Below are 23,339 nucleotides of genomic sequence, written 5' to 3'. Positions count from 1 at the left end.
AAAGATAAGGGGGAGGGCAGGGCGCGTCAACGCCACGGACAAGTGCCTCAGTTCAGCGGTGCCTCCCGCCGCTCCCGCGCCGCCACCCGCTCGCGCTGCGGGACCACGGTGTACTTCGGGTCCTCGGCCGAGCGCATTCCGGCGTGGAACACACCGAAGCGGGTGCACGCCGAGGCCGCCAGCAGGGCCGTGCCACTGAGGACCGCAGCGGTGCGGTTGCGGCGGCCGAGCAGCGCCCCGCCCAGCGCGCCCGCCGCACCGAGCCCCTTCGCGGCGCGCATGAGCCGCCCCGCCGTCCCCTCGCGGTACGTCTCGGCGACGATCCCGAGCCGCCGCTCCATCGCCCGCACGGCCGCGGCCTCCAGCGCCGTACCGAACAGCGCGGCACCGCGCGCCGGGCCGTTCTCCGCGACCGGCGAGGCGATCAGCGCCATGCCACCGGCCGCCGCCGCGGCCGAACCCACGAAGACATACGGCAGTTCGCGATAGCCGTCGTGCCAGCCGGGGACCGCGGTATCGGCGGCCAGCACCGCCGTGTACGACGCGACCGCCGGGCCCAGCGTGGCGGCCACCGCCGTGGCCGCCCGGCCGGTACGCGGCGAGCAGCCAGGAACCGACGCTCATCGGCGACGTCGGCTTGAACACCCGCAGCATGTGGGCGAAGCGCCCGGGCCGACCGAGGTCGTGGACCAGGGCGGCGGCGGAACCCGAGACGGACACCAGCGACGAGACCTTCAGCGCCCGGGCCATGCCCGGACGGCCGGTCAGCCCGGCGCCCGCCGCGAGCACCGACCCGGCGCCCGCGAGGCCGCCGAGGAAGAAGTACCCGGCGATGTCCCGGGCCTGCCAGGTGGGCGGGTTGAGGATCGGCTTGCCGTAGTACGAGGTGAACTCGGCCTCCGGGACCATCAGCTGCTCGCCGCGCCGCCCCTTGCGGCCCTTGCGCCCCTTGCGCCCCTCACGGTCGCCCATCAGCGCTTCCCTCCGTTCCGGCCGTGCACCGCGAACACCGCGGCCATCCCGCCGAGGAGCGTCAGCCCCGCGGCCCCGGCGTGCCGCCACATCGCGGGCAGATCGCGGGTGGTGACGACCGGGTCCGGCGGCAGCCCGTACACCTCCGGCTCGTCCAGCAGCAGGAAGAACGCGCCGTCGCCGCCCGCCCCGTCCTCGGGATCGTGGCCGTACAGCCGGGCGGCGGCGCGCTCCCGCAGCTCGTCCAGCGGACCGAACTGGATGGACTCGGTGGGGCACGCCTTGGCGCAGGCCGGTTCCTGGCCCGCGCCGAGCCGGTCGTAACACAGGGTGCACTTGAACACCCGGCCGTCCTCGGGACGCTGGTCGATGACCCCGAACGGACACGTGGGGACGCAGTAGCCGCAGCCGTTGCAGATGTCCTCCTGGACCACCACGGTGCCGAACTCGGTGCGGAAGAGCGAGCCGGTGGGGCACACGTCCTTGTTCTGCTCGATGAAGGCCACATGGCGCCAGGTGGATCCGTCCAGGCCCTGGGAGTTGTCGTAACTCATGCCGGTGAACTCAAGACCGTCCTCCGGGATGGCGTTCCACTCCTTGCACGCCACCTCGCACGCCTTGCAGCCGATGCACACGGAGGTGTCGGTGAAGAAGCCCATCCGGGGCGGATGCCCCTCGTGACCGGAGTCCCCGGCGGGATCCGCTTCGGCTCCGGCCAACAGATTGCGGCCGATGAGCGAGCCCTTCGGCTCCTGCCCGTCCGTCATCCCCGCACATCCATCCCCGTCTGCTCCGTGATACCGGCGTGCCGCCGATAGGTGTTCAGCAGGGCGGTCAGTTCCGGGCCACGGGGGCGGCGGCCCGGGCGGATGTCGGCGGTCAGCGCCTTCACCTCCTGGATCTGTACGTTCGGGTCGAGCGCGATGGCGGACAGCTCGTTGGCCGCGTCGCCGCGCGCGTAACCGTTGGGACCCCAGTGGTACGGCAGCCCGATCTGGTGCACCGTGCGGCCCCCGACCCTGAGCGGGGACATTCGCTCGGTGACCAGCACTCTGGCCTCGATCACCCCGCGCGCGCTCACCAGCGTCGCCCAGCCGGAATGTTCCAGGCCCAGCTCGGCGGCCAGTTCGGGGGAGACCTCGCAGAACATCTCCGGCTGCAACTCGGCGAGGTACGGGGTCCAGCGGGTCATCCCGCCCGCCGTGAAGTGTTCGGTGAGCCGGTACGTGGTGATGATGTACGGGAAGATCTCGCTGCCGGGGGCACCGCCGCTGGGATGGAAGCGGTTGTGCTCCCGGGAGGACACCTGCCGGACCGGGCTGCGTTGCTGCTCGGGGTGGAGCGGATTGCGCACGGGCGAATCCTGCGGTTCGTAGTGCACCGGCAGCGGCCCGTCCACCAGCCCGGCCGGTGCGTACAGCCAGCCCTTGCCGTCGGCCTGCATGATGAACGGGTCCACCCCGCTGAGCGCGTCCGGACCCTTCGCGTCCTCGGGTGGCCGGTACGACGGCGCCCGGTCGGGAATGAAGTCCGGGATGTCATGGCCGGTCCAGCGCCCCTCGCCCTCGTCCCACCACACCAGCGCCTTGCGCTCGCTCCATGGCGCGCCGGAGGGGTCGGCCGAGGCGCGGTTGTAGAGGATGCGGCGGTTGGCGGGCCAGGACCAGGCCCATTCGGCGGCGATCCAGTCCTGTTCGGTGTGCGGCTTGCGGCGCGCGGCCTGGTTGACGCCGTCGGCGTACACACCGCAGTAGATCCAGCAGCCGCAGGAGGTGGATCCGTCGTCCTTGAGCTGGGTGTACGCGCTGAGCGGGGTGCCGTCCGCGGCACGGCCGTTGATCTCGGCGAGCACGGCCTCGGCGACGGGCTCGGCCAGCGGCCCTTCGGTGGGGTAGTCCCAGGTCAGGTCGAGAATGGCCCGGTCCATGGGATCGGTGGACCCCGCCAGCCGCTCCCGGATCCGCCGGCCCAGGTGGTACATGAGCCACAGATCGCTGCGCGCGTCGCCGTCCGGCTCCTTGGCGGGGAAGTGCCACTGCAGTGTCCGGTTGGTGTTGGTGAAGGAGCCCGCCTTCTCGGTGTGGGCGGCGGCGGGGAAGAAGAACACCTCGGTGGCGATGTCCTCGCTGCGCAGCTCCCCGGTCTCGATCTCCGGGCCGTCCTTCCACCAGGTGGCGGACTCGATGAGGGAGAAGTCGCGGACCACCAGCCAGTCGAGGTTGGCCATTCCCAGCCGCCGCATCGTGGAGTTGGCCGACCCCACGGCGGGGTTCTCACCCATCAGGAAGTAGCCCTTGCACACCGCGTCGAGCTGCGCCAGCACGGTGTCGTAGGTGCTGTGGGAGCCGGTCAGCCGGGGCAGATGGCCGAAGCAGTAGTCGTTGTCCGCGCGCGCCGCGTCGCCGAAGTACGACTTGAGCAGGCTGACGACGTACGCGCGCATGTTGCCCCAGAAGCCCTTGTCCGCCTTCACCGCCTCCGTGAAGGTGTCCAGGTCCTCGTCCTGGTGCGCGTGCGGCGGCGCAGCGCCTGGATGCCGCCGCCGGGGCGGCCGATGTTGCCCAGGAGCAGCTGGAGGATGCAGGCGGTGCGGATGTACTGGGCGCCCACGGTGTGCTGGGTCCAGCCCACCGCGTACACGAACTCCGAGGTGCGGTCCCGCCCGGAGTTCTCCACCAGGGCCCGGCACACCTCAAGGAAGGTCTCGCGCGGAATGCCGCAGGTCTCCTCGACCAGTTCGGGCGTATAGCGGGCGAAGTGGCGTTTGAGGATTTGGTAGACACAGCGCGGGTGCTTCAGCGTGCGGTCGGTGTGGGTGTCGTCCGAGATGGGGGCGGCTCCGCGGCCGAGCGGGTCGGTTCCTCAGCTGCCGGTAGACGGGCCATTCCTGGACCCAGGTACGCACGCCCATCGCCTGTCCTTCCCGTCGCTCGGGCCACGCGCATGGCCGGATACGGGCGCATGGGTCCCGTAGCGACGGCTTTCACCCCCCGGCTGCCGCCGGATGCGTCGGCTACGCGCCGTGAAGGTGGGAGAGGAGGCCATCGGCCGCCGGGTAGGGGCGTTCCTCGGGGAGCCGCTCGGCCGCCGCGTCGAGGTCGCCCGCCCGGACGAGGGCGTGGACCTCGCGGGCGAGCGGGGTGACATCGGTGATGGACACCGTCCACTCGTCCGCGTACCGGCGGGCCGCCTCGCCCGCCAGGCCGAGCTGGAGGGAGCGGTACGGGAGCGGCCGCAGGTGGAGGTCGCGTTCCGGGTCCCACTGGACCCGGGTGGGGGACCGGTGCAGTTGGCGCTTCCAGGCCGCCTGGTCGGGGTGGAGGCCGCGTACGTAATGGGACAGGCAGGCGTTGCGCAGCGCCCAGGCGAAGCCCTCGTGGGTGATCTCGACGGCCAGGACCGTTTCCTGGCCCTCCTTCAGACCCCAGCCGCAGCGGTACATCATCCACAGGAACGACGGTTTGATCCAGGTCATCCGGTCCCTCTTCCAGGCTGCGGGGAACCGGCCGTCGCGGGCCGCGGGCAGGCCGATGTGCGGGGCGTACGCCTGGTAGACGGTGACCGTGGTAGGGGTGTGCTGTGCGCGGATCTGGTGGGACGGGTGTTCCATGACCAGCAAGCCTGTACGGGGACGGCGGTGTCCGGCCACCGAATTTCAGCGGGGCGAAGACAGCGACGCGCCGCGTGTACGGTGAGCGTCATGTCCGATGTGCCGTCACGGCCCGAGCCGTTCGTCCAGCAGACCGACCCCGAGGCGCTCGCGGACCTCCGGGCGCGGTTGCGCGCGACGCGCTGGCCGGACGCGCCCGAGGACGCCGGATGGACCCTCGGGACCGACCTCGCCCACCTCGGCGAACTCGTCGCCTACTGGGCCGAAGGATTCGACTGGCCGACGCAGGAGGCGGCCCTCGCCCGGCTTCCCCGCTTCCGCGTCCGGCTCGGCGGCCTCGGGATCCTCCCCCGGCTACCGCTGGGAGGTGCCCCCTTCGTGCACGCGCGGGCGGCCGCCGCGTCGGCCGGGCCTGCCCTGCCGCTGGTCCTCGGCCACGGCTGGCCGGACTCGTTCTGGCGCTACGCGAAGGTCATACCGCTCCTCACCGACCCCGGCGCCCATGGAGCCGACCCCGCCGACGCGTTCGACGTGGTCGTGCCCGACATGCCCGGCTACGGGTACTCCGACCGCCCCGTCGGCGCGCCGCTCGACTCCATCGCCGTCGCCGGTCTCTGGGCCGAACTGATGGGTGTCCTCGGCTACGAGCGGTTCGGCGCGGCGGGCGGGGACATCGGCAGCCACGTGAGCCGCTACCTCGCGCTCGACCACCCCGACCGCGTCGTGGCCGTCCACCGCATGGACGGGGGCCTGCCCGTCTTCACCGGCGACCCGGCGGACCTCACGCGCGAGGAGCGCGCCTGGTTCGATTCCGTCGCGGCCTGGGGCGCGTCCGAGGGCGGCTACGGCGTCATGCACCGCACCAAGCCGCAGACCGCCGCCTTCGGGCTCACCGACTCACCGGCCGGGCCGGCCGCGTGGATCGTCGAGAAGCTCCGGGCGTGGAGCGACTGCGGCGGCGACATCGAGCGGAGCTTCACCAAGGACGAGATCCTCACGAACGTCACCCTGCACTGGCTCACCGGGACGATCGGCTCGTCGATGCGCATGTACAGCGCGAACGCCGCGATCCCGCCCGCGCAGCTCACCCGCCGCGTCGAGGTGCCGTCCGGGTTCTCGCTCTTCCGCGGCGACATCGTCCGTCCGCCGCGGGCATGGCTCGACCGCACGGCGAACGTGGTGCGCGTGACCGAGCCCGCGCGCGGCAGGCACTTCGCGCCGTTCGAGGAGCCCGAGCTGTACGCGGAGGAGCTGCGCACGTTCTTCCGCCCCTACCGGTCGGCGGTGACGGGCTGATGGGCTCCGCTCGCGAAGGTGTGCCCGTTCCGCCCGTGGCCGAAGGCGCCGCACCGGCCGTCGTCGGGGTGGACGCCTGCCGCTCCGGCTGGGTCGCGGTGACTCTGCGCGGCGGCGCGTTCGCCGGTGCCGAGACGGCCGGCGGGCTGAGCGATCTGCTGGCCCGGGTGGGGGACGCGGCCGTGGTCGCGGTCGACATGCCGCTGGGGCTGCTGGAGTCCGGGCGGCGCCGCGCCGAGGGGCTGGCCGCCGAACGGCTGGGGCCGCATCGGTCGCGGGTCTTCCCGGTGCCACCGCGGGAGGTCTGGGAGCAGCCCGGCTACGACGCGGCGAACGCCTGCTGCCGACAGCTGACCGGGGCGGGGCTCAGCCGTCAGTCGTGGGGGCTGGCGGCGAAGCTGCGCGAGGCCAACGCCTGCCGGGACAGTGGAGATCACCGGCTCCACGAGGTCCATCCCGAGGTCTCCTTCGCTGCCATGCGGGGCGGCGCGCCGGTCGCCTGGAGCAAGAAGGGCTGGAACGGCCAGGCCGTGCGCCGCCGTCTGCTCGAAGGCCGGGGCATCGTGCTGCCCGACGACCTCGGCCCGGCGGGGCGGGTGCCGTCCGACGACGTCCTCGACGCCGCGGCGGCGGCCTGGAGCGCCCACCGCATCGCGCTCGGCACTGCCGTGAGCCTGCCCGCTCCGCCGGAGAAATCCGACACGGGGCGGCCGATCGCCATCTGGTACTGACCGCCGGCAGCGGACGGCGGGAGGCCGCCCGAGCCGTGCCTCGGGCGGCCTCCCTTTCCCCCACCCCCGGAAATGGTCTTCAGCGGCGCTCAGCCGGAGCCGCGCGCGTGCCGGGGGCCGTCGGCGGACGTCAGGCGCCGATGCCGTACGGGCGGAGATGGGCGTCCGGGTCGACGTCCGACCCGTAGCGCGGGGTGGTGCGCACCTCGAAGTGCAGATGCGGGCCGGTGGCGTTGCCGGTGTTCCCCGACCGGCCGATCCGGAGCCCCGTGCCGACGCTCTGGCCGGTGCGTACCGTCAGCGCCGACAGTTGCGCGTACTGCGTGTACAGCCCATCGGCGTGCCGGAGGACCACCTGGTAGCCGAACGCACCGGCCCACCCCGCGGCCACCACGGTGCCCGGGGCCACCGCGTGCACCGACGTGCCGATGGGCACGGCGTAGTCCACGCCGGTGTGATGGCCGCTCGCCCAGCGCGGGCCCCGCACCCCGTACGCCGCGGTGATCGGGCCGTTGACCGGCGCCGCGAGCCGGTGCGCGGCGGACCGCTGCGCCGTGGCCTTCCGGGCGGTGTGGCGGGGAGTGGCGGCCGTGCGCTTGGCGGCGGTCCGGTGGACCTTGCCCGAGGGCAGGGTGAGCCGCTGTCCCGGGTGGATCAGATGCGGGTTGCCGCCGATGGTCCCGCGGTTGGCGTGGTACAGCGCCTTCCAGCCGCCGCTGACCGAGCTGCGGGTCGCGATGCGGGACAGCGTGTCGCCGCTGCGCACCGCGTACGAACCAGATCCCGACCCGGACCCGGCCGCTCGCCGGGGGCTGTGTTTACCGGATGGCTTGACGGTGCGCTTCGGGTGGTGCTTGGCGGGCGGCTCGGCGCCGCGTGCGGCGCCGCGGTTCGCCGCCTCGGCGGCGGGCGGACCGGACCGGGACAGCCGGCCGCGGCCCGAGCAGACCGGCCAGGCGCCCGGGCCCTGGGCGCGGAGCACCGCCTCGGCCACGGAGATCTGCTGGCCCTTGGTGGCGAGGTCGGCCCGCGGGGCGTACCGGGTGCCGCCGTACGCGGCCCAGGTGTGCTGCGAGAACTGCAGCCCGCCGTAGTAGCCGTTGCCGGTGTTGATGCGCCAGTTGCCGCCGCTCTCGCAGGCGGCGACCTTGTCCCAGGTGTCGACCGGGGCCGCCTGGGCGGCGCCGGTGTTGAGGAACGGCAGGACGATGCCGACGCTGCCCGCGGTCAGGACCGCGCACAGCGGGGAGACCCGGCTGGGCGATGCGGGGCGGCGGTGACTTCCTCGTACGGCCATGAGGCTGGTTCCTCTCCACAACGGCTCTCGACGTCGCCCCCGGAAGGCCCGGCGGGCTGTACGAGTACCGCAGCCCGGGGCGGCCGGTCACAAGGCGCAGGGGTGGTCACGGGGTGCCGCGCGCTCCCGGAACCCGCCCCCTGATCGGGTGACGCTCCGTCAGCTGTGCGAGGGAAGGCGCGTGGAGGGCCGGGGGGCGCACGGACAGGCCCGGGGCTGACGGGACGGCCGGGGCGCCGAGCCCGAGATCACCTTCCGTCGCGCGTCGTGTGCGGACCGCGGCGACGGAAAATCATTCTTCCGCCGGCCCCGGTGGGAGTCGCTTTTCCGGCGGATTGGTTTCTTGTTGGACCAGCGGCCGATCACCTTGGCGGGAGCGGCCGAATTCCGCGCCGGGGAGCGGCCGTTCGGTCCGGTCCGGGCCGCGTTGGGCGGATCTTGTCGGAGCGCTATTGCTCCCGCCGCCCGGCCAAGATCGGTCCCTTGGCAGTGCGGGGACCGGGCGGGGAACAGGACGTGCCGGCTCGGCCCCGCCGGACCCGGCGAAAGCGGGGACGCTGGGAAGGCGCGAAGCCGGGAAGGAAGCCCGGAAGCCGGAGAGGCGGGCGGGAGAAGGGGAATAGGGGAAGGGCCGGTGGAGAGGGGGACGGCAATACGGGCCGGAGAACGGCGGCGGCGGCCGAGCCCCGGCCCGGCCGCCGCCGGCCGCGGGGAACGGCCGCAGGGGAGGGGCCTGTGGACGTCGGCCTCGGTGCCGGTCCCGACATGCCCCCGCGGCCCGGTCCGGCCCGGCGCCACCGCTGCCCCTCGGCGCGGGATACGGTTCGCGGCGACCGAAGAACCCCGGCCAACACCCCGCGCCGCTCACCCCGCTTTGGCCCGGTGCCAAGAGGATGGTCCTGTACCGGCACAACTCGGAGGTCAACAGCTTGGACGTGACGTACCGTCCGCCCAATCGCCCGCCGTCCATCGCCTCCAGGGCCGCCCGCGTACCGCGCCAGTTCTCCGAAAAGGCGGCTGCCCCACAGCGGCCGGGAACTGGCGGAGAATCACGCGCTTCCTGTATAGCCGGAGGCGTGCCGACGCGCATATCATTGCCTCACATCGACTTCATCACGGGAGATCGCTCGCAGGAGCGGTTCCGAATAATCGCCTCCTGACCCCGGATCGCCGGGAGCCTCCGCGACACCGGTGCCGTCATTTCCGTACGGCATCGCCCGCCGCATCGAGGAATCCTCGCGACGGCGTCCGTACCCCAGGATGTGCAGCGCGCCTACGGCGCGTGCCGGTCGTCACCGGCCGCGCGCCGTCGGCCTTCTGGCGTACCCGGCGGTGCGCCGCGCCGCTGGACGAACGACCGGGGGCGCACGCCGCTCCGGGCCGTGCCCTCGGACGCCGGTCGGACCCCTCGGCCCCCGGCCCCTGCCCCGTCCCCGGGGCGTCAGCCCGTGATGCCGAGTCGTCCGTCCTCGCGGCCGATCCAGTAGCGGCGCAGCACGTCGAGCATCACCGACACCTCGCACGCGGTGATGCCGGGGAAGGCGGCCAAGTCGTGTGTGAGGAAGGCGGCCAGCCCCTCCTCGTCCCGGAACACCCCGTGGTGGATCACCGACGAGGTGCCCGCGACGATCGAGACGTAGCGTGCGGAGGGGTGCCGGGCGAGGGCGTCGGCCACCTGCTGGATGGCTCCGGGTGCCGCGTGCAGTTCGACCACCACCTCCAGCGCGTACCCCAGCAGTGCGGGCTCGATTTCCACTCGGGGTCGTACGAGACCGCGCCGCAGCAGCGACTGGGTGAGCCGGTAGGCGGTGGAGCGGCTGATGCCGAGCGCGCGGGCCACTTCGGCGGCGCTGGCCCGCCCGTCGTGGCGCAGCAGTTCGACCGCGCCCAGCTCCTCGGCGCCGAAGTCGGCGACGGTGGCGGGTTCGGCGGGTTCGTTCAGTGGTTCGGCCACCTCCCGCAGCGCCCACAGCTGGTCGTCGCGGAGCCTCCGCAGCCGCCACGCGTCCGACTTGGCAGAGGCCCGCAGCACCAGCTCGGTGTGGGCCGACCGGATGCCGGGGACGGACGGGATCCGGTTCATCAGCAGCTCCCGTGCCCCGGCGCGGCGCGTGGCGTGCAGCGAGCAGTAGACATCGGTGCGTCCCGTGGTCGTCGCCACGAACGGGATCTCGGGCAGTTCGGCGAGTCGGCCGGCCACCTGCCGCGCCTGCCCGGGAACGGTGGCCACCCAGATGTGCATGGGGTTGCCCTCGGCCAGCATCGGCCACTCCACCTGCCCGATGACCCGCAGCAGCCGCTCGTCCGCGAGTCGGGTCAGCCGGCGGCCGACCGTGCTGGCCGAGCTGCCGAGCACATCGGCGAGCGCGCTGAGCGGTGCGCGCGGGGCCACCTGGAGGGCGGCCACCAAGTCGAGGTCGGCATCGTCCAGCGGGGAGGTCTCCGGCATGGACCGAATCTATCGTGCGATTGGTGTTCTATCGGTGAAACATCCTGGCGTTACAAGGCTTTTACTTGCCTCATTCCATCAGTGCCTTCTCTAATGGACGACCACGCTTGCGTCATCCGACGAAGGAAGTGCGGCCGGTGAGCTCGAACGACACCACGACCACGCCCGACAACACACCACCGGGGACGCCGCCCGGGGCGCCCGGGGAGGGCTCCGGGGCGCTGTCCGGTCTGCTCCGGGTGCTGGGCGCCATCGAACGGGCGGGCAACAAACTGCCCCATCCCTTCTGGCTGTTCGCCATCCTCAGCGCACTGCTCGCGGCGGTGAGCTGGGGGCTGGCCGCCGCGGACGTGTCCGCGGACAACCCGGCCGACGGCAAGACCGTGGTCGTCCGCAGCCTGATCTCGGTCGAGGGCATCCGCTCGATGATCACGGACGCGATCACCAACTACGCCACCTTCCCGCCGCTCGGCACCATCCTCGTGGTGATGCTCGGGGTCGCCGTCGCCGACAAGTCGGGGATGCTCACGGCGATGCTGCGGGCCGGTGTCTCCCGGGTCCCGGCGCGCTGGATGACGTTCGCACTGGCCTTCACCGCGATGGTCTCCCACATCGCCTCCGACGCCGCATACGTGGTGCTCGTCCCCCTCGGCGGCCTGGCCTTCCGCGCGGTCGGACGCAGCCCCGTCCTCGGCATCGTGGTGGCCTTCGTGGGCGTGTCCGCCGGATACGACGCGAGCCCGCTGATCACACCCATGGACGCCGTGCTCTCCGGGCTGACCACGGCGGCCGCGCACACCGTCGACCCCGGATACACCGTCACCCCGCTGTCCAACTACTTCTTCTCCATCGCCTCCTCCGTGGTCCTGGCCGCCGTCATCACCCTCGTCGCCGAGAAGGTGCTGGCCCGGCAGGTGGCGGCGCTGCCGTCCGACACGACCACCATGGGGGACGACGCCGACCCGGTCGCGCTCGAGCTGCGCCCCGAGGAGCGGCGCGGACTGCGCCGCAGCGGGCTGGCCTTCCTGCTCTTCCTCGCGGCGATCGTGGTGGCCATGATCCCCGCCGGGTCGCCGCTGCGCGGCGAGGGCGGCAGCATCGTCGAGTCGCCCGTGCTCTCCGGCATCGCCGTCGTGCTCGGAGTGCTCTTCGCGCTCCTGGGCACGGTGTACGGGCGTGCCGCGGGCACCGTACGCGGCAGCCGCGACCTCCCCGACTTCATGGCGCAGGGCATGCGGGAGATGGCGCCGATCCTGGTGCTGTTCTTCGCCATCTCCCAGTTCCTCGCCTACTTCAAGTGGACGGGCGTGGGCGAGGTGCTCGCCATCCGCGGCGCGGACCTCCTCAAGGACCTCGGGGTGACCGGGCCGGTCGCGTTCCTGGGCATCGTGCTGGTGTGCACGGTCATCAACCTGGCGATGACCAGCGGATCGGCCATGTGGGCGCTGGTCTCCCCGGTGTTCGTCCCCATGCTGATGCTGCTGGACGTCCCGCCGGAGGCCACCCAGGCGATCTACCGCATCGCCGACTCCTGCACCAACGCCATCACCCCGATGAGCGCCTACTTCGTGATGGCGCTCGGCTTCCTCCAGCGCTACCGGCGCTCCGCGGGAATCGGCACCCTCGCCTCGCTGACCCTGCCGCTGTCCGTGGCCATGCTGGTGTCCTGGACTCTGCTGTTCTACGCCTGGTGGGCACTGGGCATTCCGCTCGGCCCCGGCGCACCCGTCCGCTGAGCCACCGACCCCCCTCCCGGAAGGACCCTTGATGACGCTCTCCGACATCGCCGCCGCGACGGAGCGGGCACTGCCCGAGATGACCGAAGACCTGCGGACGCTGGTGGAACTGGAGACGCCGAGCGACGACAAGCACCTGCTGAACGCCGGGCTCGCCGCGATCCACAGCTGGCTGGTGGCACGGCTCGGCGAGCCGGAGGAGACGGAGCGCCAGGACTGCGGCCCGCACGGCGATGTCCTGGCCGTCACCTACCGCGGCACCGCGCCCGGCACCGCGCTGCTGCTGTGCCACTACGACACGGTCTGGCCGGCCGGCACCCTCGCCGAGTGGCCCTTCGAGGTGACCGACGGCAAGGCGAGCGGACCGGGCGTCTTCGACATGAAGACCGGCCTGGTGCAGGCCGTATGGGCGCTGCGGCTGCTGCGCGAGCTGAAGCTGCCGCATCCGACCGTCCGGCTGCTGCTCAACGGGGACGAGGAGATCGGCAGTCCGGCCTCCCGGCCGCACATCGAGCGGCTGAGCGAGGGCGTCCTGGCCACCCTCGTGTTCGAGGCGGCGCAGAACGGGGCGCTCAAGACCTCGCGCAAGGGCGTCGGACTGTTCGACGTGACCGCGCACGGCGTCGAGTCGCACGCCGGGCTCGACCCGCTGGCCGGAGCCAGCGCGATCCACGCCCTGGCCGAGGTCATCCCGTACCTCACCGCCCTCGGCGCCCCGGAGCGCGGCACCACCGTGAACGTGGGGCTGATCAGCGGCGGCACCGGCCGCAACGTGGTCGCCGCCCAGGCGCGCTGCGGCATCGACATCCGGATCACCGAACCGGCCGAGATGGCGCGCATCGACGCCGCGTTCGACGCCCTCGCCCCCTCCGACCCGCGGGTGCGACTGGCCGTCAGCGGGGAATGGAACCGGCCCCCGATGGTTCCGAACGAGCCCTCGCGGCAGCTGTTCAAGCAGGCCCACGCCATCGCGGCCGAACTGGGCTGGCAGCTGGAGGAGACCGCGGTCGGCGGGGCGAGCGACGGCAACTTCGTCTCCGCGCTCGGCCGGCCGGTCCTCGACGGCCTCGGCGCCCTGGGCTCCGGCGCCCATGCCCGCCATGAACACACCCTGCTGGACGCCGTTCCGGCGCGCACCGCACTCGCCGTCGGGCTGCTGTCCGCCCTGGCCTCCGGCCCCTCGTAAGCTCGTGGAACAGGCCGTGAAAACCCGCCGCCCGCCACCGTGACGGTCACTCACGGCGGCGGGCGGCGGGGCGGTTCGGCACGACCGGGGCTCAGGACACCAGAAAGTCGGCCTTGCCCTCCTTGGCGCCCTGGATGAACGCGGTGATCTCGCTGCGGGTGTAGATGAGCGCCGGACCATCCGGATCCTTGGACTGACGGATCGCGACCCGGCCGTCGTCCAGCTTCATGACCTCGACGCAGTTGCCGCCGTTGCCACCGCTCCACGGCTTGCGCCAGCCTTCGGTGCCGAGGTCGGTGGCGCGCATGCCGTTGTAGATGCGATCCATGCAGATCAGAGCTCCTTGCGGAAATCGCGGAGGATTTCCTTTGTGCGTCGTGCGGTTGCCGCCTGGGCCGCCATGCGGTCCATCGCCTCCAGATGCGAGGCCACCTCGATGCGTTCATCGAGGTAGACGGCGCCGGTGAGGTACTCGACGTAGACCATGTCCGGCAGTTCGGGAACAGCGAAGCGGAAGAGGACGAAGGGCCCGTAGGTGCCCGGATGGTGGCCCGAGGCGAACTCCGAGATCTGCAGCGTCACCTGCGGCATCTCGGTGCTCTCCAGCAGCCGGTCCACCTGTCTGCGCATCACCGCGGGCTCGCCGACGGATCTGCGCAGCACGGTCTCGTCCATCACGACCCACAGCCGTGGCGCCTCCGGGCGGCTCAGCAGGGACTGGCGCTCCATGCGCAGCGCCACATGCCGTTCGGCCTCCTTGGGCCCGGCCCTGCCGATGGCGCCGGTCTGCATGACGGCGCGCGCGTAGTCCTCGGTCTGGAGCAGACCGGGAACGAAGTGCGGCTCGTACGCCCGGATCATCTCGGCCGCGCCCTCCAGGCTGACGTGCACGCTGAACCAGTCCGGCAGGATGTCGTGGAACCGTTGCCACCAGCCGGGTCGGTTGGCCTCCTCGGTGAGCGCGATGAACGCTTCCAGCTCCGCGCCGATGACTCCGTAGGAGTCCAGCAGCATCCGCACATAGGGCACCTTGAGGGCGACCTCGGCGGTCTCCATGCGGCGGACGGTGGCCGGGGCGACTCGTAACACCTGCGCGGCCTGTTCGCGCTTGAACCCCGCCTTCTCGCGCAGCTCCTGCAGGCGTTTGCCGAGGACGACCTGGCCCACGGTCGGGGCCGACCGCGGTTCGCTCACCTTGCTACCTCCCCTGCCCCCGTGGCTGATGCCCGCAGTCTGCCATGTCCAGTGCGGCCCGGACACACTGCACTGTCAACTCTGCACAATTCAGAGTGTTGGTTGCCATGTGTGCGCTGCGCTCGGGACAGTTGCTTCATGATCCCGTTACTGAGGCCGTCGTCATGGGGACGGGAGTACGACGCGGTGGGCGTGGCCGAGCGGCACGGGCCCGCGGTCATGGAACGGCTGCCCCGGGTGGGCTGCGTCCTGGCCGCCGGCGGCCGCTGGTGGTGGATCGTGCCGTCTCAGTCGGACATCGGCGTCAACTGGCCCTCGGCGGCCGTCTACGCGGTCGGCGCCGTGCCGCCCGGACCGCTGACCGGCCGGGCGGCCGAGGGGCCGCGGGTGGTGCACTCACCGGACGACGGCGTGCCCTACACCCACCCACTGCTGCTGCACATCGCCGTCTGCGCGGTGGCCGGGGTCTCCCCGGCCTGGCCGCGCGGGGACCGGTGTTCCGGATCATGACGCGGTGTCGTCCGTCTGCAGATACGCGGCCGGCCGCGGGTAGCGCATCAGCGCCGGCCCGGAGCCGTCCGGGTCCTTGTCGGCATCGGCGGGCCGGGTGGGCCGGGACGGGGCGGAGGCCCTCAGCTCGGCGGGGTCGTAGTCGATGACCTGGGTCTGCTCCGCCGGGGCCGGCTCCGGCACGGAATTCGGCTCGGGCCGGTAGAGCGGGATCTGGTCGAGCGCCGTCTGCTCGGCGGGCGAGGGCACCTGGGCGTATGCGCCGGTGGCGCCCTGTGCCGGGGCCTGCGGCTGAACGACCGGGATCTGGCCGGTCTCGGCCTGCGCCATCTGCATCTGCGGGCTCTGCATCTGCGTGTTCTGCATCTGCGGGTTCTGTGCCTGGGGGGCTGCCTGGGCCATCTGCATGTACGCGGCCTGGGCCTGCGCCGCCTGGGGCTGCGGCGCGGGGGCCTGCTGCATCTGCCCCATCTGGGGCTGCTGCATCGCCGCCTGCTGCATCTGCTGCATCTGCTGCTGAACCATCTGAGGGGGCTGCTGCATCTGCTGCATCGGCTGCCCGGGCATCATCGGCTGCTGGGGAATCTGCGCTTGCGCCGGTGCCTGGTACAGGGGCGTCTGGACCGGGGGAGTGGCGACGTACGCCGGGGCCAGCTCGGCGGGTGGCTGGGACGGCGACTGCCCGGACGACGCCGCCTGCCCGAACGGGTCGGACTGCCCGAACGGGTCGGACTGCCCGTACCCGTCCGAGGACACGCCCTGCGGCGCGGGCAGGACGTTCGCCGAGTAGAGCTGCTGCTGCGGCGGTGTCTGCTGCATCTGCTGCATTTGCAGGATCTGCTGCATCTGCTGCGGAGTCTGCTGGGTCGGCGGCTGGGGTTCGGGGGCGGCGGGGGCCGCGGACAGCTGTGGCATCTGCTGGTACTGGTAGTCCAGCTGCTGGGCCGGGCCGGAGTAGAGCGGCGCCTGAAGATCCCAGCCGCGCTGCTGCTCGTAGCCGATCTGGGGGGCGTAGAAGGACGTCCCGTAAAGCACGTTGCTCAGCCCGGTCAGCAGCCGCTGCACATCCGGCTGGGAGCGCACCACCAACCGCATGAACTGGCTGCTGCTGCCCAGCTTGTTGCCGCATTCGCGCACCAGGACCCCGTGCTGGGTGAGGAGTTGGTCCCGTACCCAGGAGCCGTCCGTACCACCCGGCAGCTTGACGAAGACGAAGTTGCCCTGGGAGGGGAAGACCGTCATCCCGGGCAGCCCGGCCAGCTGGGTGGTCATCTCCTGCCGGTCGCGGCTGAGCATGCGCAGGCTCTGCACGTACTCCTGCCGGTACCGCTTGAGCATGAAGACGATGACCTCGGCGAAGGAGTTCAGGTTCCACTTCGGCAGCCGGGAGCGGATCTGCAGGGCGAGCGCCGGATTGGCGACGAGATAGCCGAAGCGGACGCCGTGCAGTCCGAAGCTCTTGCCGAGGCTGCGCAGGACGATGACGTTGGGCCGCAGGATCGCCTCGTCCACGACGCTCGGATACGCCTCGGCGTCGGCGAACTCCAGGAACGACTCGTCGATCACCACCAGATCGAGATCGGACAGCGCGTCCATGAGGCCGATGACGGCCTGGCGGGACAGTAACCCGCCGTCGGGGTTGTTGGGATTGCAGATGACGGCGACCCGCGAGCCCCGGGACCGGACGAATTGGACGAAGGCCTGCGGGTCGAGCGCGAATCCGCTCATCTCCGGGAGCTGGAACATGTCGACCCGCTTGCCGGTCTCCATCGGCTGGTCCGTCCACCGGCCGAAGGTGGGAATCGGCACCGCGAGGCTTTCCTTCACCAGCAGATGGTCGATCCAGGTGATCAGCTCGGTCGAACCGTTGCCCATCGCCATGGTCTGCGGCTGCAGGCCCAGCACATTGGCCAGTTCGGCGGTGATGGTGTCCGCGGAACTCGGGTAGTACGTGAGGATCTCCCGCAGCCTGACCGCCATCACGGCGAACATGGCGGGGGTGGGGAAGTACGGATTGCAGGGGATGCAGAAGTCCACAAGCTCCTGTCCGCCACCCGTGATCCCGGCGCGGTTGAGCGCGAAGAAAGACGGGCTGTGGGCGGTGCCACGGAAGAGTTCCATGGCATCACCGGAATTGCCGACTGCGGCAACAGTCACGGCGGGACCTCCTCGGTCGCGTGGGTCGTGCAATCACGACCTTTGCGGCTCGTCCCTCGAGCCTGACGCATGATCCCAAAAACGTGGGGGACCTGAGGATTTTCGTGGGGTGTACGCGAAACCGAGGGACAGGTGTGTCCTGATCGAATAAAATTCCGCCCCTCGCACATCCTGTCGCCCCTTCTTCCGGAGCGGCGGTGGCGGTCGGAGCGTCAGACGGGATCGTCCGGCGGACGCTCGCCGTCGGTGAGGGCGGCCCGGTCCTGGTGCACTACCCACACAGCTACCTGAGCACGCGAGGTGAAACCAAGTTTGCTCAGAATGTGCTCAATATGGCCCTCGGCCGTGCGCTGTGCTATCACCAGCGCCGCGGCGATCTCCTTGTTGCTGAGCCCCTGCGCGACCAACTGGGCGATCTCGCTCTCCCGGGGCGTCAGCGGCGACGGCCGTTCGGGCACCGCCGCCTCCCCGGCGGGCAGTTCGTCCTTAAGGGCGTACACCAGCGCCTGGTCGTAAGGGAGCCGGGCGCCCTGCCTGACGGCCGCGTTGTAGGCCGGTCTGCCCAGCGCCCGGGCCACGTCCGCCTCGCACTCGTCGTGGTAGCGGACCAGGTGCCCGTAGCCGGACAGCGAGGCGCCGATCGACTGCCAGACGGTCCGTACGATGCCCAGCAGCCGGGCCGACCGCCGGTGGTCCCGGTCGGTGGCGGCGATCCAGGCCAGCACCTCCAGGTTGACCCCCACGCCGAGCGGGTCGTCGAGCGAGCGATTGAAGGTCAGGCTGTCCTTCTCCAGGGCGGTGGCGCGGGCGGTGTCGCCCTGCCGCCAGACCTCGACGCCGAGCGCCATCATCGTGTACGCCCGGTGCCAGCCCTCGCCGTAGGCGTCGCATACCTCCAGCGACTCCTCGCCCAGCGCGACGGCGCGGGGTGAGTCGCCGATGAAGGAGTGGGCCAGGGAGAGCCGGATGAGGGCCAGCGCGAGCCCGACCGGATCGCCGGTGGCCCGGTGGCGGCTCACCGCCTCCTCGTAGAGCGCGATCGCGGACGGGGCATCGCCCCGGTACATGGCGACCATGCCGGAGTAGAGCGCCGTGTACGCCAGGACCGGGGCCAGGCCGAGCCGTTCGCCGATTGCCCGGCTCTCCGCCAGCATGGCCGCGGCCGCCTTGGTGTCGGACTGGATGATGGCCAGCCAGCTGTTGGTCCACAGGGCCCGGGCCCGCACCTCGGTCGGCTCCGGACAGACGGCGAGCCCCTGGTCCAGCCAGCGCCGGCCCTCGCCCAGGTAGTAGCTGGTGATCCAGTGGTAGAGGAGGTCGGCCGCGGTCCCCAGCCCGCAGGTGGTCTCCTCCGGCTCGGCGAAGGCGGACTCCAGGGCGCTGCGCAGATTGCTGTGCTCCAGCTGGAGCCGGGTGAACCACTGCACCTGGGCCGGGCCGAACAGTGCGGCGCGCGCGTCGGCCGCCAGCTGCCGGTAGTAGTCGCGGTGCCGCCGCACCCGGTCGGGCTCCTCCCCGGCGGCGGCGAGCCGTTCCCGGCCGTACTGGCGCAGCGTGTCCAGCATCCGGTAGCGCACCGTGGTGCCGTGCTCCTCCCGGAGCAGCACCGACTTGTCCACCAGCTCGGTCACCAGGTCCAGGACGTCCTCGCGGGCGATGCCGTCGCCCGAGCAGACCGCCTCGGCCGCCTCCAGGTCCAGGGTTCCGGCGAAGACCGAGACCCGGGCCCACAGCAGCCGCTCCCGCTCGGTGCACAGGTCGTGGCTCCAGTCGATCAGCGCCCGCAGCGTCTGGTGGCGGGGGAGCACCGACCGGGAGCCGGTGGTCAGCAGTCGGAAGCGGTCGTCGAGGCGGTCCAGCAGCTGCTGGACGGACAGGGCGCGCAGCCGTACGGCCGCCAGCTCGATCCCGAGCGGAATGCCGTCCAGCCGCCGGCACACCCGCTCCACGGCGTCCCGGTTGGTCTCGGTGACGGCGAAGCCCGGCAGGATCGCCCCGGCCCGCTCGACAAACAGCCGCACCCCGTCGCACTGGGCCAGCGCCGCGGTGGACAGCCGCGGTCCGGTGGTGTCGGGCAGCGCCAGCGCCGGAACGGCCAGGGTCTGCTCGCCGGCGGTGCCCAGTGCCTGCCGGCTGGTGGCCAGGATGCGCAGCCGGGGGGCCGCCCGCAGCAGCCGGTCGGCGAGCAGCGCGCAGCCGTGGATCAGATGCTCGCAGTTGTCCAGGACGATCAGCGTCTGCTTCTCGCGCAGATGGTCGACGAGGACGTCCAGCGGCGGCCGGGCGGACTGGTCCCGGACCTCCAGGGCCTCGGCCACGCTCTGGGCGAGCAGATCCGGGGTCTCCAGGGCGGCCAGTTCGACCAGCCAGACCCCGTCGGCGAACGCCCGGCACGCGTCCTCGGCGACCCGCAGGGCCAGCCGCGTCTTGCCGACCCCGCCCACTCCGGTGAGGGTGACCAGCCGGGACGTGGACAGCATGCGCCTGGCCTCGGCCGCCTCGTGCCGACGCCCCACGAAAGTCGTCACCTCGGCCGGCAGCCTGACTGTCTGCCGTCCGGTCGGGGTGCCCGTCGCCACCGCACCCATCGATGCCTCGCACCCCTCGGGCGGGCGGGATCCCCCGCTCGGCCCGAACGGTTACTGTCCAGGCTATGCCCGAGGGGCGGCCCGCGCAGCCCGCTCCCGCCGCCACCGGGGGTGAGCGCCGATCGCTCGGGGTGACCGGGTTGCCGGGAGGGCGGTTCAGGTAGCGATCCGGGGAGATCTCCCCTCCTCACGGTCCGGCCCGTCGTTCCATCCTGGTGGTTGCGTCAAGAGTTCCGCCGAGCATCGGCGGAAGATCGAAGGTTCGCCATGTGCCTCCATCAGCCCCCGTGTCCGCCCGCCGACGCACCCGATCACGATTCGGCGCGTCTGGTGGCCTTCCGCCCCGAACAGGGGTGGAGCCTGCTCTGCAATGGAGTGGTGATCTTCGCGGACACGGGTGAACTGCTTCCCGACGGGCGTGTCATCCCGGCGCCCCGTGCCTGCCCCGACCAGGCGGGATGACGTACGACGAAGGGAGATGCGATAGACGACTCCACGCCTCGTACCCACACAGTGATACGAAATGGCCCGGGGACGGAACGGTGAACGCCCTCACCACGCCTTCCGCCTCCGGGCCTCTGCGCGTCTCCGCGGGCCGCTGCGATCGACGTTGATCGCCGTGATGCTGTTCGTGTAATCTGATGATCGCTTCGAGTAGCTTTTTTGCGCGGTTTCCACACCAGCGGGGGTGCAAGGGGGGCCACAGTGCTGGACCGGACCAACGATTCCGGTTTACTCAGCATGCTGGTGGGCCGCACCGGTGAGCTGACCGTGCTGGCCAGCCACGCGGAGGCCGCCTGCGCCGGGCGGTCCGGTCTGGTGGTGCTCTCCGGGCCCGCCGGAATCGGCAAGACCAGCCTGCTGCGCGCGTTCCTCGACGGCGACACCTGCCGGAAGATGACCGTCCTGCACGCCACGTGCGGCCAGGTCGTGGCCGGCTCCGGCTACGGCGGCGTACGCGCCCTCTTCGGCCCGCTCGGGCTGACCGCCGACGACGCCCACGACTCCCCGCTGCTCCAGGGCAGCGCCCGCCGCGCCCTGCCCGCGCTCGCCCCCAGCCCGGGCGCGGAGGATCCGGCCTCGCCCGCGACCGTCTACCCGGTGCTCCACGGGCTCTACTGGCTCGCGGTGAACCTCATGGCACAGGGCCCGCTCGCACTCGTCCTCGACGACGCCCACTGGTGCGACGAGCGCTCGCTGCGCTGGATCGACTTCCTGCTGCGGCGCGCCGATCACCTGCCGCTGCTCGTGGTGCTCGCCCAGCGCACCGAGGCGGAGCCCGTCGCGCCCGCCGCGCTGGCCGACATCGTCGCCCAGCCCCGCACCTCGGCGATCCGGCTCGGCCCGCTCACCGACGCCGACGTGGCCGAGATGGCCCGGCAGATCTTCCCGGTCCCCGTCGCCCCGTCCTTCGCCGAGCGCGCCGCCGCCGTCAGCGGAGGCAACCCCCTCACCGTCACCCGGCTGCTGCACGAGCTGCGGGCCAAGGGCGCGCGGCCGGACGACACCGGGATCCGCGAGATCGCCGAGGTCGGACAGTACGTGGTCGCCCAGTCGGTGCGCGCCCTGTTCGAGCGGCAGCCCGGCTGGGTCCGGGACGTCGCCACCGCCATCGCCGTGCTCGGCGAGGAGGGACCGGAGCACATCGGCGCCCTCGCCGCGGTGCCCGCCGCCCGCGTCGAGGAGGCCGTGGCGCTGCTGCGCGGCGCCGAGGTGCTGGCGCCCGACCGCCCCGACTTCGCCCACGACGTGGTGCGCTCGGCCGTGCTCGACACCGCCGGGGCCGACGCGCTGGGCGACCTCCGCGCCCGGGCCGCCCAACTGCTCAGCGACATCGGCCGCCCCGCCGAAGAGGTCGCGGGCCAGGTGCTGCTGGTGCCCGGCACCCCTGAGCCGTGGATGCGCTGGGTGCTGCGGGAGACGGCCGCCGAGGCCGTGACCCGCGGCGCGCCCGAGGCCGCCGCCCGCTATCTGCGCCGGGTCCTGGAGGCGGAGCCCGGCAGCGTGTCCGCCCATGTCCAGCTGGCCGGGGCGCTCGCCGAGACCCACCCGGCGGAGGCGATCCGGCTCCTGAAGGACGCCCTCGACCTCACCACCGACGTACGGGCCAAGGCGCCCATCGCCGTCCAGCTGGCGATGACCTGCCTGACGGTGCAGCAGTCACCGGCCGCCGTACGGACGCTCGGCGGCGTGCTGGACGCGCTGGAGGCCGAGCTGGGGCCCGACCCCGAACCCCGCGACAGCGAACTGCTCACCCTCGTCCGGTCCGCGCTGCTGATCAGCGGATGCGACGAGAAGCCGACCCTCACCACCGTCCGGGAGCGGTTCGCGCGGCTGGCCGAACCGGCCGGGGACACCCCCGCGCAACGGCAGCTGCTGGCCATGATGACCGTGCTCAGCGCGATGGAGGGCACCTCTGCGGAGACGACGGTGCGTCAGGCCCGCCGCGCCCTGCACCCTTCGGGAGTGGCGCTCGGCAACTGGTCGCTCCTCTTCTCCGCGTTCACCCTGAGCCTGGCCGACGAGGTCGAGGACGCGATGGAGGCGCTGGACCGCTCGCTGCGGTACGGCCAGGAGAAGGCCGCGGTGTGGTCGTATGTCCTCACCCTCTCCACCCGGGCCCTGATGCTGCACGGCCTCGGCGCGATTCCGGACGCGCTGGCCGATGCCCAGACGGCCGTCGAGATCGTCGGCCACGAGCGGTGGGGCCCCCATATGACGATGCCCCAGATCGCCCTGGCGACCGTCCTGATCGACCGCGGCGAGCCCGAGCGCGCCGAGGAGCTGCTGGGCCAGGTCACCCGGCCGAACCTGGACGGGTTCGTCATGGAGTACCACTGGTACCTGATGGCCCGCGCCCGGGCCCGCTGGGCGCTCGGCGACGGCCGGACCGCGCTGCGGCTGCTGCTCGACTGCGGCTCCTCCCTGGAGGAGACCGGATTCGCCAACCCCTGCTTCATCCCCTGGTGGGCCGAGGCGGCCGGGGTGTACGCCGCCGAGAAGCGCGCCGACGAGGCCCGGGACGTCGTCGACCACGGCACCGAACTCGCCCACCGGTGGGGGACTCCGCGCGCCCTCGGACTCGCCGCGCTCGCCCGCGGCATGACCACCCGCGGAGAGACCGGCATCGGCCTGCTCACCGAATCCGTCGCGTACCTGTCCGCCTCGCCCGCCCGCGCCGAGCACGCCCGGGCCGAATTCATGCTCGGCGCCGCCCTGCTGGACGCCGGGGACTCCCGCGGCGCCCGTGAGCACCTGCGGACCTCCGCCGACCTCGCCCAGAGCTGCGGTGCGCTGGCGCTCGCCAAGAGCGCCCGGCGGCGGCTGGTCGCCGCGGGCGGCCGGATGCGCGAGATCACCGCCTCCCCGGTGGACCTGCTCACCGGCACCGAGCGCAAGGTCGCCACTCTCGCCGCGGCGGGGGCGGGCAACCGGGAGATCGCCCAGTCGCTCTTCGTCACGGTACGCACCGTCGAGACGCATCTCACCAGCGTCTACCGGAAACTGGGGCTGGGTCAGCGGGCCGAGCTGGCCTCGGTGCTGCACTCCCCGAACGTCCCGCACCCGCAGGCTCCGGCGTGGGTGTCCGCGGCACGTGGCCGTCGCTGAGCGC

Annotated in this window: 15 protein-coding genes and 2 pseudogenes; 7 read left to right on the top strand and 10 right to left on the bottom strand. The window is 72.3% G+C overall.

The window, feature by feature from the left end:
• Window positions 1–47: 47 nt before the first annotated feature.
• The 4 genes and pseudogenes from nrfD to ACH4SI_RS23625 form a co-directional block, all read right to left on the bottom strand.
• Window positions 48–972, bottom strand: a pseudogene (gene nrfD / locus ACH4SI_RS23640) (NrfD/PsrC family molybdoenzyme membrane anchor subunit).
• Entirely contained in the window at window positions 972–1,739 is a 768-nt protein-coding gene (locus ACH4SI_RS23635) for a 4Fe-4S dicluster domain-containing protein (protein ID WP_398298639.1), read from the bottom strand. The pseudogene nrfD and the gene ACH4SI_RS23635 overlap by 1 nt, the downstream one beginning before the upstream one ends.
• A pseudogene (locus ACH4SI_RS23630) lies at window positions 1,736–3,819 on the bottom strand (molybdopterin dinucleotide binding domain-containing protein); the annotation flags it as partial. The gene ACH4SI_RS23635 and the pseudogene ACH4SI_RS23630, both read right to left, overlap by 4 nt.
• Before the next feature lie 166 nt (window positions 3,820–3,985).
• Window positions 3,986–4,582 (bottom strand): DUF4291 domain-containing protein, encoded by a 597-nt coding sequence (locus ACH4SI_RS23625; protein WP_398298637.1) that lies wholly within the window; start codon window positions 4,580–4,582, stop codon window positions 3,986–3,988.
• Window positions 4,583–4,672: 90 nt separating this feature from the next.
• On the opposite strand from ACH4SI_RS23625, the gene ACH4SI_RS23620 reads away from it, so the two are divergent.
• A complete protein-coding gene (locus ACH4SI_RS23620; RefSeq protein WP_398298635.1) occupies window positions 4,673–5,878 on the top strand; it encodes an epoxide hydrolase family protein in 1,206 nt (401 codons plus the stop codon).
• 35 nt (window positions 5,879–5,913) lie between these two features.
• Window positions 5,914–6,609: a DUF429 domain-containing protein gene (locus ACH4SI_RS23615; RefSeq protein WP_398298633.1), complete on the top strand. Its 696-nt coding sequence runs from the start codon at window positions 5,914–5,916 to the stop codon at window positions 6,607–6,609.
• Between the two features lie 130 nt (window positions 6,610–6,739).
• Here ACH4SI_RS23615 and ACH4SI_RS23610 read toward each other — a convergent pair whose 3' ends face one another.
• Complete coding sequence (locus ACH4SI_RS23610; protein WP_398298631.1) at window positions 6,740–7,906, bottom strand: transglycosylase family protein; 1,167 nt, start codon at window positions 7,904–7,906, stop codon at window positions 6,740–6,742.
• A 1,441-nt stretch (window positions 7,907–9,347) separates the two neighbouring features.
• Entirely contained in the window at window positions 9,348–10,355 is a 1,008-nt protein-coding gene (locus ACH4SI_RS23605; RefSeq protein ID WP_398298629.1) for an Lrp/AsnC family transcriptional regulator, read from the bottom strand.
• A 137-nt stretch (window positions 10,356–10,492) separates the two neighbouring features.
• On the opposite strand from ACH4SI_RS23605, the gene ACH4SI_RS23600 reads away from it, so the two are divergent.
• Both ACH4SI_RS23600 and ACH4SI_RS23595 read left to right on the top strand, forming a co-directional pair.
• Window positions 10,493–12,091, top strand: coding sequence for an AbgT family transporter (locus ACH4SI_RS23600; protein ID WP_398298627.1), 1,599 nt, complete (start codon window positions 10,493–10,495; stop codon window positions 12,089–12,091).
• A 31-nt stretch (window positions 12,092–12,122) separates the two neighbouring features.
• Complete coding sequence (locus ACH4SI_RS23595; RefSeq protein ID WP_398298625.1) at window positions 12,123–13,277, top strand: M20 family metallopeptidase; 1,155 nt, start codon at window positions 12,123–12,125, stop codon at window positions 13,275–13,277.
• A 91-nt stretch (window positions 13,278–13,368) separates the two neighbouring features.
• On the opposite strand, the gene ACH4SI_RS23590 is transcribed toward ACH4SI_RS23595, so the two are convergent.
• Window positions 13,369–13,605, bottom strand: coding sequence for a DUF397 domain-containing protein (locus ACH4SI_RS23590; protein WP_009720660.1), 237 nt, complete (start codon window positions 13,603–13,605; stop codon window positions 13,369–13,371).
• 5 nt (window positions 13,606–13,610) lie between these two features.
• Window positions 13,611–14,471, bottom strand: coding sequence for a helix-turn-helix domain-containing protein (locus ACH4SI_RS23585; RefSeq protein ID WP_398298622.1), 861 nt, complete (start codon window positions 14,469–14,471; stop codon window positions 13,611–13,613).
• A 138-nt stretch (window positions 14,472–14,609) separates the two neighbouring features.
• Between ACH4SI_RS23585 and ACH4SI_RS23580 the strand changes: the two genes are divergently transcribed.
• Window positions 14,610–14,981, top strand: a complete 372-nt coding sequence (locus tag ACH4SI_RS23580; protein WP_398298620.1) for a hypothetical protein — start codon at window positions 14,610–14,612, stop codon at window positions 14,979–14,981.
• Here the strand turns inward: ACH4SI_RS23580 and ACH4SI_RS23575 are convergent.
• Entirely contained in the window at window positions 14,976–17,102 is a 2,127-nt protein-coding gene (locus tag ACH4SI_RS23575) for an aminotransferase class I/II-fold pyridoxal phosphate-dependent enzyme (protein ID WP_398298811.1), read from the bottom strand. The two genes, ACH4SI_RS23580 and ACH4SI_RS23575, sit on opposite strands and share 6 nt — an antisense overlap.
• A 248-nt stretch (window positions 17,103–17,350) precedes the next feature.
• On the bottom strand, window positions 17,351–19,666 hold the full coding sequence (locus tag ACH4SI_RS23570) for an ATP-binding protein (protein ID WP_398298618.1): 2,316 nt from the start codon (window positions 19,664–19,666) through the stop codon (window positions 17,351–17,353).
• A 327-nt stretch (window positions 19,667–19,993) separates the two neighbouring features.
• On the opposite strand from ACH4SI_RS23570, the gene ACH4SI_RS23565 reads away from it, so the two are divergent.
• Entirely contained in the window at window positions 19,994–20,188 is a 195-nt protein-coding gene (locus ACH4SI_RS23565) for a DUF5999 family protein (RefSeq protein ID WP_398298616.1), read from the top strand.
• A 243-nt stretch (window positions 20,189–20,431) separates the two neighbouring features.
• On the top strand, window positions 20,432–23,335 hold the full coding sequence (locus ACH4SI_RS23560) for an AAA family ATPase (protein ID WP_398298614.1): 2,904 nt from the start codon (window positions 20,432–20,434) through the stop codon (window positions 23,333–23,335).
• Window positions 23,336–23,339 lie beyond the last annotated feature (4 nt).

This window comes from Streptomyces sp. NPDC021212 (assembly GCF_044332925.1).
Classification (GTDB): Bacteria; Actinomycetota; Actinomycetes; order Streptomycetales; family Streptomycetaceae; genus Streptomyces.
Note: the sequence above shows the minus strand (reverse complement) of the source record. Positions and strands in the feature narration are given on the sequence as shown.

What these genes read in the sequence shown, in the direction of transcription:
- ACH4SI_RS23635 (WP_398298639.1), bottom strand. Translation starts at nt 1,739, where the DNA reads ATGACGGACGGGCAGGAGCCGAAGGGCTCGCTCATCGGCCGCAATCTG.
- ACH4SI_RS23575 (WP_398298811.1), bottom strand. Translation starts at nt 17,102, where the DNA reads ATGGAACTCTTCCGTGGCACCGCCCACAGCCCGTCTTTCTTCGCGCTC.
- ACH4SI_RS23595 (WP_398298625.1), top strand. Translation starts at nt 12,123, where the DNA reads ATGACGCTCTCCGACATCGCCGCCGCGACGGAGCGGGCACTGCCCGAG.
- ACH4SI_RS23580 (WP_398298620.1), top strand. Translation starts at nt 14,610, where the DNA reads ATGATCCCGTTACTGAGGCCGTCGTCATGGGGACGGGAGTACGACGCG.
- ACH4SI_RS23620 (WP_398298635.1), top strand. Translation starts at nt 4,673, where the DNA reads ATGTCCGATGTGCCGTCACGGCCCGAGCCGTTCGTCCAGCAGACCGAC.
- ACH4SI_RS23590 (WP_009720660.1), bottom strand. Translation starts at nt 13,605, where the DNA reads ATGGATCGCATCTACAACGGCATGCGCGCCACCGACCTCGGCACCGAA.
- ACH4SI_RS23610 (WP_398298631.1), bottom strand. Translation starts at nt 7,906, where the DNA reads ATGGCCGTACGAGGAAGTCACCGCCGCCCCGCATCGCCCAGCCGGGTC.
- ACH4SI_RS23625 (WP_398298637.1), bottom strand. Translation starts at nt 4,582, where the DNA reads ATGGAACACCCGTCCCACCAGATCCGCGCACAGCACACCCCTACCACG.
- ACH4SI_RS23565 (WP_398298616.1), top strand. Translation starts at nt 19,994, where the DNA reads ATGTGCCTCCATCAGCCCCCGTGTCCGCCCGCCGACGCACCCGATCAC.
- ACH4SI_RS23605 (WP_398298629.1), bottom strand. Translation starts at nt 10,355, where the DNA reads ATGCCGGAGACCTCCCCGCTGGACGATGCCGACCTCGACTTGGTGGCC.